This is a genomic window from Burkholderia sp. BCC1644 (assembly GCF_902833225.1).
GTDB lineage: Bacteria > Pseudomonadota > Gammaproteobacteria > Burkholderiales > Burkholderiaceae > Burkholderia.
This window is the reverse complement of sequence record NZ_CADFEI010000008.1, coordinates 285012-299095: the sequence shown is the minus strand read 5'-3', so window position 1 is coordinate 299095 and position 14084 is coordinate 285012. Positions and strand designations below refer to the sequence as shown.

The window sequence follows — 14084 nt, the reverse complement described above, 5'->3', positions numbered from 1 at the left end:
CGGCGTCGTGCGTCCGGGCATCGCGTCGAGCGTCTGACCCGGAAGCGGCGTGCCGTGGGTTGTCATGGTTGGATTCGCGCCGGTGCGTCGCGGCAGGCGAATCGGGCGACGTGGTTCGCGAGGGCGGCAGCCGGATTCCGGCGTGTCGTCGGGCGCGCCTGGCACGGCGCGCGATTCGGGCAGGCTGCCCCGGCGACTGTCTGCGGCGATTGTGGCATGGAAACCGCCGTTTTTGGCAGGACGTGACGAACTTTGACATACCCGCCGGCCGACGGGAGCGGGGCGCCGGCGAAGCGGCGCCCGCGTTGTCCGGCGCGGCGCTGGCGGCCTGCCGGATCGGCCGCCGCACCGGCGGCGGCCGGCTGCTCAGTGCTGCAGCCGGATTTCGACGCGGCGGTTGCTCGCGCGGCCTTCGGGCGTCGCGTTCGATGCGACCGGATCGGCCTTGCCGCGGCCCGACACCGTCAGCGCGTCGGTCTTCAGGCCGTGTGCTTTCAGATAGGCGGCGACCGATTCGGCGCGGCGCTTCGACAGCGCGAGGTTGTAGTCGTCGCTGCCTACCGAATCGGTAAAGCCGGTGACGCTCACCTGCGAGTACGTGTGGTCCTTGCGCTCGCTCAGCAGGCGGTCGAGCGATTCGCGCGCGGTCGGCGCGAGCGTCGCGTGGTCGGTCGCGAACAGCGCGTCGCCCGACAGGTTCACCTGTTCGACGACGGCGGTCGCCGGTTCGGCGGCCGAGGCCGCTTCGGCCGGCGCGGCGCCGCACTGGAAGACCAGCGTGGCCGGATCGGATTTGTCGCGCAGCGCGCGGGCCGAGTCGACGGCGCGCACGGGCTGGTCGCCGCAGATCTTTCGGGCGGCCTTCATGCACGTCTGCGGGCCCGACAGCAGGCCGTGGCAATCCACCTGGAACGTGCGCACGCCGTCGCGCGGCTGCAGTTCGGAAGCGCTGTAGGTCGGGCCGGATGCGGTCGAGCACGCGGCGAGGGCCGTTGCGGAAAGCGCGAGCGCAAGAGCGAGTTTGTTCACGGTTACATCCTCAATGCTTGGGTTGACTGAAGCCCGCCGCGGGTTGCGCGGCGGGCTCGTCTGGCCGTCGGGGCCGCCGCGGGCCGTCCGGCTGGCGAGCCGGGCGGCCTGGCGGCGCGACGCGTTACTTCCACTGGTACAGCATGCCGGCGCCGATCACCTTCTGACCGCCGCTGAAACCGCCGTTGATCGACGCCTTCAGGTTCTCCGTGATGCGCGCCTGCATGTTGACCGCCATCGCCTTCTGGCCGAGGAAGGTCGACGTGCCCACGCCCATCCCGAAGTTGGCGTCGCGATCGAGCTGCGGGATCGACGCCATCGCGCCGACGGCCGCGATACCCTGCTTCGCCATCTGGTCGGTCTGCTGCAGTTGCGAACCCAGCGAGTTGATCTGCGTCTGCTGGCTCGACAGCGCCGTCGACAGCGTCGTCTGCACCTGCGTCAGCTGGTTCACGTTCACCGCGTCGGTGCCTTGCGTACCCGGCGCGACGTTCGTGATCTGGCGCTGCTGCGTGTCGCTACCGACCGACACCACGTTCGAGCGGCCGCCGTCCGTCGAATTCGCACCGATCGCCACCGAGTTCGAGCCGGCGGTGACGGTCGGGACGTCCGTGCCCTTGCCGTTCATGTCGGCCGCGACGCCGTTGTTGTTCGCCGCACGCGTCGTGTTGTTGTTGATCGACGTCGACAGCGAGTTCAGCGTGTTGTTGATGTTCGTCACGCCAGTCGACAGCGAGGCCACGTTGCTGTTCGTCGTGCTCAGGCCGGTGGACAGCGAACCGATGCCCGTCGAAGTCGACGTCGACAGCGAGTTGACGTTGCTGTTCGTCGAGCTCAGGCCGGTCGACAGCGAGTTGATCGCGGTCGAGGTCGACGTGGACAGCGAAGCCACGTTGCTGTTGGTCGCACTCAGGCCCGTGGACAGCGAGTTGATGCCGGTCGACAGCGACGCGACATTCGACGCGGTGGACGTCGACAGTGCATTGACCGCGTTGTTCGTCGCGTTCAGCTGGCTGCCGTTGATCGCGTCCGTGCTCGTGGCCGAGATCTGGCCCGCGGCGACGTTCGTGATCTGGCGTTCCTGGCCCGGCGCACCGACGCTGACCACGCCAACCGGCGAACTGCCCGCGAAGAAGTACGTGACGCCGCCGATCGTGGCGCTCGAGGTGCCGACGGCCGCAGCCGTGACCGAGTTCGCGCCGAGTGCGACCGAGTTGGCGACGTTCGCTTGCGCGTTCGTGCCGAAGGCGAGTGCGTCGGCGGCCGTGGCCTTGGCGGCCGAGCCGTAGGCCTGTGCGCCGGTGGCGCTGGCCGTGGCCTGGCTGCCCAGCGCGATCGTGTTGTCCGCGGTGGCCTGGTTCGAGCTGCCGAGGGCGAGCGCGCTGGCGCCGGTTGCCGTGTTCGCGTTGCCGAGCGCCACTGCGCCGTTGCCGGTCGCCGTGTCGTTCGCGCCCATCGCCACCGCGCCGGTGCCCGTCGCGATGCTCGGGTCGCCGATCGCGACCGCGCCGTCGCCGGATGCCGTGTTGCCGGAGCCGATCGACACGGCCTTGCCGCCCGTTGCCGATGCGTTCTGGCCGATGGCGACCGCACCTGCCGACTGTGCGTTCGAGCCGTCGCCGACTGCCACGCTGCTGGCGCCTGCCGCGCTGGAGTTCACGCCGGCGGCGATGGCGTTGGTGCCCGTTGCGCCCGTGTTGTCGTAGTTGGCTTGCTGCGTGCCGTTGTCGTTGACGCTGTAGTAGTGCGTCTTCGCGGCGTTGATCGCGGTCGAGGTCGAGGTCGACAGCGACGTCACCGAGCTGTTCGTGCTGCTCAGGCCGGTGGACAGCGAGCCGATGCCGGTCGACGTCGAGGTCGACAGCGACAGGATCGTGCTGTCGGTGCTGCTCAGGCCGGTGGACAGCGAGCTGATGCCGGTCGAAGTCGAGGTCGACAAGGACGTGATCGAGCTGGCGGCCGACGACAGGCCCGTCGAGGTCGAGGTCGACAGGGACGAGATCGAGCTGGTGGCCGAGGACAGGCCGGTCGACGTGGAGGTCGACAGCGACGTGACCGTGCTGTTGGTCGTGCTCAGACCGGTCGACAGCGAGTTGATGCCGGTCGAGGTCGAGGTCGACAGGGACGTGATCGAGCTGTTCGCGGACGACAGGCCGGTCGACGTGGAGGTCGACAGCGAGGTGACCGTGCTGTTGGTCGTGCTCAGACCGGTCGACAACGAGTTGATGCCAGTCGAGGTCGAGGTCGACAGGGACGTGATCGAGCTGTTCGCGGACGACAGGCCCGTCGAGGTCGAAGTCGACAGCGAGGTGATCGAGCTATTGGCGGACGACAGACCCGTCGACGTCGAGGTCGACAGCGAAGTGATCGAGCTATTTGCCGACGACAGGCCCGTCGAGGTCGAGGTCGACAGGGACGTGATCGAGCTGTTGGCGGACGAGAGGCCCGTCGAGGTCGAGGTCGACAGCGACGTGATCGAGCTGTTAGCCGAAGACAGGCCGGTCGACGTGGAAGTCGACAGCGAAGTGATCGAGCTATTGGCGGACGACAAACCCGTCGACGTCGAAGTCGACAGCGAATCGATCGAGCTGTTAGCCGACGACAGCCCCGTGGAGGTCGAGGTCGACAGGGACGTGATCGAGCTGTTAGCCGACGACAGACCCGTCGAGGTCGACGTGGACAGCGAGGTGATCGAGCTGTTGGCCGACGACAGACCGGTGGAGGTCGAGGTCGACAGCGAATCGATCGAGCTGTTCGCGGACGACAGACCCGTGGAGGTCGAGGTCGACAGCGAGGTGATCGAGCTGTTGGCCGACGACAGGCCGGTCGACGTCGAGGTCGACAGCGAAGTGATCGAGCTGTTCGCGGACGACAGGCCGGTCGAGGTGGAGGTCGACAGCGACGTGATCGAGCTATTGGCCGACGAGAGGCCCGTCGACGTCGAAGTCGACAGCGAATCGATCGAGCTGTTTGCCGACGACAGACCGGTCGACGTGGAGGTCGACAGCGAAGTGATCGAGCTGTTAGCCGACGAGAGGCCGGTCGAGGTCGAGGTCGACAGCGAATCGATCGAGCTGTTAGCCGACGACAGACCCGTCGAAGTCGACGTGGACAGCGAAGTGATCGAGCTGTTCGCGGACGACAGACCGGTCGAGGTCGAGGTCGACAGCGACGTGATCGAGCTATTCGCCGACGACAGGCCGGTCGAGGTGGAGGTCGACAGCGAGGTGATCGAGCTGTTGGCCGACGACAGGCCGGTCGACGTCGACGTGGACAGCGAATCGATCGAGCTGTTCGCGGACGACAAGCCCGTCGAGGTCGAGGTCGACAGCGAAGTGATCGAGCTGTTAGCCGACGACAAGCCGGTCGAGGTCGAGGTCGACAGCGAAGTGATCGAGCTGTTTGCCGACGAGAGGCCCGTCGACGTGGAAGTCGACAGCGAGGTGATCGAGCTGTTAGCCGACGAGAGGCCGGTCGACGTCGAAGTCGAGAGCGAGTCGATCGAGCTATTGGCCGACGACAGGCCCGTCGACGTGGAAGTCGACAGCGACGTGATCGAGCTGTTGGCCGACGAGAGGCCGGTCGACGTCGAGGTCGACAGCGAAGTGATCGAGCTGTTAGCCGACGACAGGCCCGTGGAGGTCGAGGTCGACAGCGAGGTGATCGAGCTGTTGGCCGACGACAGGCCCGTCGAGGTCGAGGTCGACAGCGAGTCGATCGAGCTATTCGCCGACGACAAGCCCGTCGAGGTCGACGTGGACAGCGAAGTGATCGAGCTGTTTGCCGACGAGAGGCCCGTCGACGTGGAAGTCGACAGCGAGGTAATCGAGCTATTCGCCGACGACAGGCCCGTCGAGGTCGACGTGGACAGCGAGTCGATCGAGCTATTGGCCGACGACAGACCCGTCGAGGTCGACGTGGACAGGGAGGTGATCGAGCTGTTCGCCGACGACAGACCGGTCGAGGTCGAGGTCGACAGCGAATCGATCGAGCTGTTCGCGGACGACAGACCCGTGGAGGTCGAGGTAGACAGCGACGTGATCGAGCTATTGGCCGACGACAGACCCGTCGAGGTCGAAGTCGACAGCGAAGTGATCGAGCTGTTGGCCGACGACAGGCCCGTCGACGTGGAAGTGGACAGCGAGGTGATCGAGCTATTCGCCGACGACAGACCCGTCGACGTGGAAGTCGACAGCGAAGTGATCGAGCTGTTAGCCGACGACAGGCCGGTCGACGTCGAAGTCGAGAGCGAGTCGATCGAGCTATTGGCCGACGACAGACCCGTCGAGGTGGAGGTCGACAGCGAAGTGATCGAGCTGTTAGCCGACGACAGGCCGGTCGACGTCGAAGTCGAGAGCGAGTCGATCGAGCTATTGGCCGACGACAGACCCGTCGAGGTCGAGGTCGACAGCGAAGTGATCGAGCTGTTAGCCGACGACAGGCCGGTCGACGTGGAAGTCGACAGGGACGTGATCGAGCTGTCAGCCGACGACAGACCCGTCGACGTGGAAGTGGACAGCGACGTGATCGAGCTGTTAGCCGACGACAGGCCGGTCGAGGTCGACGTGGACAGCGAAGTGATCGAGCTGTCAGCCGACGAGAGGCCGGTCGACGTCGAGGTCGACAGCGAAGTGATCGAGCTATTTGCCGACGACAGACCCGTCGAGGTCGAAGTCGACAGCGAAGTGATCGAGCTGTTAGCGGACGACAGACCCGTCGAGGTCGAAGTCGACAGGGACGTGATCGAGCTATTCGCCGACGACAGACCCGTCGACGTCGAGGTCGACAGCGAGGTGATGGAGCTGTCAGCCGACGACAGACCCGTGGAGGTCGAGGTCGACAGCGAAGTGATCGAGCTGTTGGCCGACGACAAGCCGGTCGAGGTCGAGGTCGACAGGGACGTGATCGAGCTGTTGGCCGACGACAGACCCGTCGAGGTCGACGTGGACAGCGAGGTGATGGAGCTATTCGCCGACGACAGACCCGTCGACGTCGAAGTCGACAGCGAGGTGATCGAGCTGTTGGCCGACGACAGACCCGTCGAGGTCGAAGTCGACAGCGAAGTGATCGAGCTGTTAGCGGACGACAGACCCGTCGAGGTCGACGTGGACAGCGAGGTGATCGAGCTATTCGCCGACGACAGACCCGTCGAGGTCGAAGTCGACAGGGACGTGATCGAGCTATTTGCCGACGACAGGCCGGTCGACGTGGAAGTCGACAGCGATGTCACCGAGCTGTTGGTCGAGCTGAGGCCCGTTGACAGCGACGTGATGCCGGTCGACAGCGACGCGATGGCGCTGCCGGACGTCGACACCGTGGTCGACAGTGAGTCGACGATCGAATTGGTTGCGAACAGCTGCGAGCCATTGATCGCATCGGTGCTGGTCGCGGTGATCTGACCGGCTGCAACGTTGGTGATCTGACGCTCGGCGCCAGACTTGCCGACGCTGACCACGCTGGTCGGATTGCCGCCCGCGAACGTCGCGGTTACGCCACCGATGGTGCCGGTCGGCGTCTTGACCGGCGCCGCCGTAACAGAGCCGCTGCCAAGCGCGACGTCGCCGGCATTGTTGGCGACCGCGCTCGGGCCGATCGCGACCGAATCGGTGCCGAGCGCCTGACTGTCGGCGCCGGTCGAGTTCGCGTGGAAGTACTTGATGCCCTGGCTGTTGATGCTGTCGATTGCCGAGCCGACGCTGTTGGCTGTCGACGTCGTGCCGTTCGCGTTGTACGTGGTGTACGACGGGGCCGAGACCTTGCCGGTCGTCGGGTCATACGTCGAGCCACCGCCAAGTGCCGAGGCCGTGCTGCTACCGAGGTTGTCTGTCTTCGTCGAGACCGTGCTCAGGCCGGTGGACAGCGAGTTGATACCGGTCGAAGTCGACGTCGACAGCGAACCGATCGAGCTGTTGGCCGACGAGAGGCCGGTCGACGTGGAGGTCGACAGCGAGGCAACCGAACTATTAGCCGTGCTGAGGCCGGTGGACAGCGAGTTGATGCCGGTCGAAGTCGACGTCGACAGCGAACCGATCGAGCTGTTGGCCGACGAGAGGCCCGTCGACGTGGAGGTCGACAGCGAGGTAACCGAGCTATTAGCCGAGCTCAGGCCGGTGGACAGCGAATTGATGCCCGTCGAGGTCGAGGTCGACAGCGAGCCGATCGAGCTGGTGGCCGACGACAGGCCCGTCGATGTGGAAGTCGACAGCGAGGTGACAGAGCTATTGGTCGACGAGAGGCCGGTCGACAGCGAGGTGATCGAGCTGGTGGCCGACGACAGGCCCGTCGACGTGGAGGTCGACAGCGAAGTGACCGAACTATTGGTCGACGAGAGGCCGGTCGACAGCGAGCCGATCGAGCTGGTGGCGGACGACAGACCCGTCGACGTGGAAGTCGACAGCGAAGTGACCGAGCTATTGGTCGACGAGAGGCCAGTCGACAGCGAGCCGATCGAGCTGGTGGCGGACGACAGACCCGTCGACGTGGAGGTCGACAGCGAAGTGACCGAGCTATTGGTCGACGAGAGGCCAGTCGAGAGCGAGCCGATCGAGCTGGTGGCGGACGACAGACCTGTCGATGTCGAGGTCGACAGCGAAGTGATCGAGCTGTTGGCCGACGACAGACCCGTCGACGTGGAGGTCGACAGCGACGCAACCGAGCTATTAGCCGAGCTGAGGCCCGTGGACAGCGAGTTGATGCCGGTCGAAGTCGACGTCGAGAGCGAACCGATCGAGCTATTAGCCGACGACAGGCCCGTCGACGTGGAGGTCGACAGCGACGCAACCGAGCTATTAGCCGAGCTCAAGCCGGTGGACAGCGAGTTGATGCTGGTCGAAGTCGAAGTCGACAGCGAACCGATCGAGCTGGTGGCCGACGACAGGCCCGTCGACGTGGACGATGACAGCGACGCAACCGAGCTATTGGCCGAGCTCAAGCCGGTGGACAGCGAGTTGATGCCGGTCGAAGTCGACGTCGACAGCGAGCCAATCGAGCTGTTGGCCGACGAGAGGCCGGTCGACGTGGAGGTCGACAGCGACGCAACCGAGCTATTGGCCGAGCTGAGGCCGGTGGACAGCGAGTTGATGCCAGTCGAGGTCGAGGTCGACAGCGACCCGATCGAGCTGTTAGCCGACGAGAGGCCGGTCGACGCCGAGGTCGACAGGCTGCCGATCGCGCTCGTGGTCGTGCTCATGCCGGTGCTGAGCTGGGCGACGGTGACGGCGTCCTGCGGTGCCGAGCCGTCGGCGACGTTGGTGATGCGGCGCAGTGCAGTCGAACTGCCGACCGACACTTCCGACGTCGGTGCGCTGCTGCCAGTCAGGTAACCCGTCCCGCTCGGTGCCGCAGTGCCGGTCACGCTGCCCGCGCCGATCGCGACGCTGGATGCGTAATTGGCCGTGCCGCCGAGTGCCAGGGCGTTGGTGCCGGTTGCCGTCGCGGCGTTGCCGATGGCGGATGCGCCGGAGCCGGCCGCGGTGGCTGCCGAACCGAGTGCCGTGCCGTTGGTGCCCGCCGACGTCACGGTTGCGTTCGCGCCGATCGCGATACCCGACGTCGTTGCCGCGTTGACGTTGGAGAAGCGGCCCAACGCGATTGCGTTGCTACCGGCCGCAACGGCGCCGCCCGCGCCCGAACTGTTGCCGCCGCCGATCGCGATCGAGCTGGAGCCCGATGCCGTGGAGTCGTTGCCGACTGCTGTTGCGCCCGTGTTCAGCGCCTTCGCACCGGAGCCGATCGCGATCCCGCTTGCGCCGGTCGCCGTCGTGGCTTGGCCGAACGCCTGCGAATAGTTGCCCGACGCTGTCGCGTTCGCACCGATCGCGATCGACGTCGAACCGCTGGCCGTCGTCGTGCTCCCGCCGTTGCCGCCGATTGCGATCCCCTGGGTGGCGCTTCCCGTGACGGTGCCACCGCCTGCCGAGTACTGCGCGTGCGCGACATTGCCCGCCGTCGCCCCCACGACGAGAACGGCTGCTGCAACGGCCTTCACGACGGCCGACTTGTTCGGCTTGCCCCGTGCCGAATCGTGTTCCGATGCCGCGACCCAGGCGCCAAGGGCTTCGTTCCAGATCGAGCGGTATGTGCGGTTCATGTCCTGCTACCTCCAAATATGCACGCCACACACCGGTCTCTTTCGTTAGAGGAATATTCCGTGCGCTCGCGCGAATCTCAAAATTGATGGGCGGAGTTTATTGGAGGTGATTTTTGTAGATTGACAAACAGTGATAAATGAGAGGTTTTGAAAGTTAAAGGATGGTTAATGCATCGCGTTTTGATGTATTGGGGGAGAATGATTTTGAAAGATGTAAGAATGTGACGTGTAGGGTTTGAATTTTTCTGGGTGACGTCATGTTTCTGTATAAAAATCAGATGGTTACGGCTGTTATGTGGGGTGGGTTACACAAGGCTGAGCTCGAAAAGTAAGACAAATGAAATAGCAAACGTTTGCGCGCCGACAAATTCTTTCAATCATGTAATGTTAATTCCGGAGCCGGCGGATAATGTGGGGGAAATCTTGTTAACCTGTTAATTCGAGATTTATTGAGAATTTGTTTTTATTTTAAGTTGTTGTCTGAAAATCAATTTAACTGGAAATCGTGAATATCCGGCTATGCTGATTTGCGCATCCCGTCCGGCGCAGTTGCCCGTGTGGCGGGCGTTCCCGGCAGGCGGGCTCGTCGAATTTGTAAAAAATTGCTACAAAGCGGTGGATTGTGTCGTCAGCATTCAACTATCGGATTTGTCCTATTGACGATATCGGTCATATCGGTGCTTGAGCGGAATTGGGGGAGCATGCGGGGCAGCCAAAGGAGGCGGCCCCACGGCGGCTTCCCCCGCGGCGTCGACAGGTCGTAAAAGACCGCCGATGAGCGCCGGGACGACGCCCCGAATGTCAGGTTCCGGGTGCGGCAATGTGTCCGGCCCGCTGGAAGGACTGAAGCGTCACAGGAAAAACGGGGATGGAGTGAGTGTATCGGGCGCGCAACACCCGATCGGCGAACGCGGGCCGAACCGGTCGCTCGCCGCCGGCCACGAAGGCGCGGCGGCCTCCATGACCTTCGGCAACCGTTTCGACGTTACTTCTTGAGAAACCGCAGCGCGAAGCGCGCCATGCGCGGCACGAACATCGGGCGCAGCAGGCGCCTGTCGTAACCGGCCATGCGCCGGTCGTTCTCGGCCAGACACAGTTCGATCAGCTCGCGCGGGTTCAACGCGTCGCCGATGTCGGCCGTGCCGGTGGCCGGAAAGTTCGCGTCACGCGCGGCGCCATCGGCATCGATGCCGCGCGCGATACCGATCCGGTCGCGGATCAGTTGCACCCACACGGCGGCAACACGCGCGAAGAACCAGGGCCGGCGCCACCACGGCATCGTGCGCCAGTACCACGCGTACCAGTTCGCGAAGAACAGGATGTGGCGGCCTTCTTCCTGGATCACGGGCTCGAAGGTGTCGACGAGTTCGGGCGGGAAATAACCGGAGCGCTGCGCGGAGCGGAACAGGCCGAATGCGAAGAAGCTGTCGATGCATTCGCTGAAGCCCGTCATCATCCACGACCATTCGGGATCCTTCGGCGCCGGGTAGGCCGGCTCGGGCGCGAGCCGGATGCCGTATGCCTCGACGAGCTTCGACAGCACGACCTTGTGGCGCGCTTCTTCGCCGCCGTCCATCTCGAGCGCGCGGCGCAGCAGCGGATCGTCGACCGTCGCCGCGTAGGTCGCCACGCGGATCGACGCGCGGCCTTCGGTCTGTACCGCGATGTCCCAGATCGGCAGCGACGTGAGCCGCCTGAGTTCATCCGGTTTGAGCGCCGGCCAGTCGATCACGGCCGGCTTGTACGGGTTGTGTGTGTCGAGCAGCATGCGGCAGAACATCTGCATGTGCGCATCGGAACCGATCCGGACCGGACCTTGCCTCTCGAAGGTCCAGTTGCGCATTGCGTGATCTGCGGCTGCATGCTCTTCCTGCAGCGTGTCACTCATGGCTGTTGTTATTCGATTACGGGTCGAAAGATTCTTGCATAGCTTTCGTAATCGCGTATTTTCGAGCGGCCATGCGTGCGCCGGCCAGGCGCGCGTCACGCGTTCGTGTCGACCCAGAGGCGGCCCCAGCGCGACGCGTAGGCGAGCGCGTGCTCTTCCTCGAAGAAGAAATCGATCGCGTCGAACGACACGGAGCGCGGCGACGGGCCGCTGCTCGCCTTCTCGATCGTCAGGTTGGCGGCGAACAGCCCGTTCGGCAACCGGGCGGCAGCGGGGGCGACTTCATAGCCCTTGTAGCGGATCGTACGGTTCATGGCGTGCGCGGAAAAAGTTCGGACTTTCAGCGTACGAAAACCTGTCGGCGCCGTGAACCAATCTTTCGGCCAATGCTAATCACGCGGCAGGCCGAATCGTTATCGGGGGGTACGCAGGGGAGGTGCAGCGCGGGGGAGGCGACAGCGTGCATGGCGTGTCGCCACGCATCCGAAGACGCGCGGCGCGCGCCGGTCGGGTTTCATCGACCGAGGGGCGCGCGGCGCAATGCAGCAGAGATTACTGGTTGGCGATCTTCAGCACGGGTGCGAGCGCGTCGACCGATGCGGCATGCGACGCCGCACGATGCGATGCGAAGGCGAGCGCGAATTCGGCCGCTTGCGCGCCGACCGTCTCGAGCTGCGCGGCGACCTTCGGATCCGAGCAGCTGTCGGCGCTGTCGAAGCGCGTTTCGAGCGTGTTGACGGTCGCGCCGAACGGTGTCGGCCAGCCGCGCAGTGCATGGACGATCGAACGCACCGACGTCAGCACGGTGCCGGCCGCCTGCCAGCCGTACGCTGTGACGATCAGGCCGACCGCGCGGCCGTCGAGATAGGGGCGCTCGTCGGCGCGCAGTTCCTCGAGGGTATCGAGCGCGTTCTTGACGAGACCGGAGACGCCGCCGTGATAACCGGGCGTCGCGATGATGATCGCGTCGGCCTGGCGCACGGCGTCGATCAGCTCGCGCTGCGCGTCGGTCAGCGTTTTGTGTTCGGGAGCGTAATGCGGCAGCGTATGCAGGAACGGGCCGTCGAACAGGCGCGTCCGGGCGCCGGCGGCTTGCGCGCCGCGCAGCGCGAACGACAGCGCGCGTTCGGTCGACGACGCGGCTCGGGTGGTACCGCCGATGCCGACGACGAACGGGCGGCGGTGTTGATCGAATGCAGTCAAGGGGCGCTCCTCGGGGATGGCTTGCCCGGCTAAGCACAGGCTTAAAACCAGATGGTAACGACCCCGTCGCCACTCTGAAAACGACTTTTCGTTCTATCGATATGCCGCGCGGCGGGGGCAGTCGCGTGCGCGGCCGCGCAGATCGATAGCAGAAATGCTTGGTTGGGAGGGGGCGCCACGGTCGATAAGATGGGCCCGTCTCCTCCATGATGTCTCTACTGACATGGGTTGGCCCCGCCGCGCGGATGCAGGCGGGGCTTTTTTTTGCCCGGTCAGGAAACGGGGTGCGATGCGTCGCTGACGTTTCCCGTTACTCGAACACCGGCCGGAAGAAGCTGCGTTCGTAGCTGACGATGCAGCGCGTTTCCTCGGCGTAGCCGAACGCGGCCTGGCAGGCCGGATCTTCCTTCGAGCGTTCGCGGTAGCGCTCGTATTCGGCGAGGCTCGGGAACGAGAACATCGCGAGCGCGATGTTGCTCGCGCCTTCGGACGGCAGGAAGTAGCCGTGATGCGTGCCGCCGAATTTCTCGACGAGCGGAATCCACATCTTGCCGTAGGTTTCAAACTCGGCGAGCTTGTACGGATCGATGACGTAGCGAAGGAAGCAGGTGACCATGAACGCTCGCGTTGCGGTGAGGGAGCAGCGAGTCTGGATTGCGTTGCCGCAGGTGTCAACGGCGTGCGTGCCGGGCGTCGATCCCGACGCGTGACGAGTTGCTTGCGCGAACAACGATCGGTGCGCTTTCATGCGCTCGCAACGACGCGGGCGGCACACCGGTGCGCACTGCCTTCAACGCGTCTATCACGCCCGTTTCCCCGAACTTTTACGACATTTTTTCTTGCGACAGCGGCTGGCGTGCTCATAGACTTCGGGCATCCCAACCACGGAGCATTGCAATGTCGATACCCTGGAACGCGATCGCCGAACGTCCCTCCGCCGCGCTGCCTTCCGTGAGCGCCGACCGGGTGGTCGTACGGCGTTTCGATCCGGCATTCGACAGCTACGCACAACTCACGCCGATGCTGCATCGCGCCTTCGCGCGGCTCGGCGCGATGGGGCTCAACTGCACGTGCGTCGATCAGGACGAAGACGTCACGCGTCGCCGTGCGGAAGCCGGCGAGTGCTACGTCGCCGTTCGTGGCGGGCGTGTCGTCGGCACGGCCACGCTGTATGCGACCGATCCGTCTTCCGCCTGCTCGCTATACCGGCGCGAAGGCGTCGCGAGCGTGCGCCAGGTGGCCGTGGACCCCGATTGCCAGAGCCGCGGGATCGGCGCGTTGCTGCTGGCGTTCGCCGAGCAGTGGGCCGCGTTGCGCGGCTATACGCTGCTCGCGCTCGATACGCCGCATCCCGCAGCGCACCTGCTGGCGTTCTACGGCATGCAGGGCTTCGAGGTCGTCGACGTGATGCGTTTCACCGGTAAGCGCTACGACAGCGCAATCCTCTGCAAGCGGCCCGTCGCACACGTTGCGCGCCGCGTATCGCCGGCGTCGCGGCTGGCGGCACGTGTCGCGGCCGTGCGGCGTCTTGCGCATGCGTTGCCGTCGCGCGTGGCCGCGGTGGCCCGGCGCGACCCGCACGTGCGCCGCGGCGCCGGCTGGGCCGCGCGTCGTGCGGCCGGCGCCGCGAGCTGCCGCTCGTCGCCGTGGCGGCAGCGCCAGCACGGGCGCTACACGTTCGGCTGAGCGCCGCGCCCCGGTCGCTTTCCTGCTTTTGCCGCGTAAGCGTCACGTGAGCGGAGTGTGGCGCTCCCGCTCGTCTACGGCCCTCGAGACACCCCCGCCGCGTCGCGGCGAACGGACGTTTACGCGCTTTTTATGCCCTGACGCGATTCTTTGCCGCGATCGTCACGCGAACCTTCATAAGATGGTTGC

The 14084-nt window shown here is 65.2% G+C and carries 7 protein-coding genes; 1 reads left to right on the top strand and 6 read right to left on the bottom strand.

The genetic code is table 11. The features are described 5' to 3' along the window. Window positions 1–366: 366 nt before the first annotated feature. The 6 genes from HWX87_RS18530 to HWX87_RS18505 all read right to left on the bottom strand — a co-directional run bounded on the left by HWX87_RS18530 (window position 367) and on the right by HWX87_RS18505 (window position 12825). Entirely contained in the window at window positions 367–1029 is a 663-nt protein-coding gene (locus HWX87_RS18530; RefSeq protein ID WP_176048464.1) for an OmpA family protein, read from the bottom strand. Between the two features lie 124 nt (window positions 1030–1153). Beyond that, window positions 1154–9118 (bottom strand): YadA-like family protein, encoded by a 7965-nt coding sequence (locus HWX87_RS18525; protein WP_176048539.1) that lies wholly within the window; start codon window positions 9116–9118, stop codon window positions 1154–1156. Window positions 9119–10103: 985 nt separating this feature from the next. Beyond that, complete coding sequence (locus tag HWX87_RS18520) at window positions 10104–11006, bottom strand: ferritin-like domain-containing protein (RefSeq protein WP_176048463.1); 903 nt, start codon at window positions 11004–11006, stop codon at window positions 10104–10106. 95 nt (window positions 11007–11101) lie between these two features. Then, window positions 11102–11320, bottom strand: a complete 219-nt coding sequence (locus HWX87_RS18515; RefSeq protein ID WP_124457124.1) for a transcriptional regulator — start codon at window positions 11318–11320, stop codon at window positions 11102–11104. A gap of 238 nt (window positions 11321–11558) precedes the next feature. Continuing rightward, window positions 11559–12209 (bottom strand): NAD(P)H-dependent oxidoreductase, encoded by a 651-nt coding sequence (locus HWX87_RS18510; protein ID WP_176048462.1) that lies wholly within the window; start codon window positions 12207–12209, stop codon window positions 11559–11561. Window positions 12210–12519: 310 nt separating this feature from the next. After that, a complete protein-coding gene (locus tag HWX87_RS18505) occupies window positions 12520–12825 on the bottom strand; it encodes an NIPSNAP family protein (RefSeq protein ID WP_176048461.1) in 306 nt (101 codons plus the stop codon). 281 nt (window positions 12826–13106) lie between these two features. Between HWX87_RS18505 and HWX87_RS18500 the strand changes: the two genes are divergently transcribed. Continuing rightward, window positions 13107–13895 carry a GNAT family N-acetyltransferase gene (locus tag HWX87_RS18500; RefSeq protein WP_176048460.1) on the top strand — a complete coding sequence of 263 codons (789 nt, stop codon included), beginning with the start codon at window positions 13107–13109 and terminating at the stop codon, window positions 13893–13895. The last annotated feature ends 189 nt before the right edge of the window (window positions 13896–14084 follow it).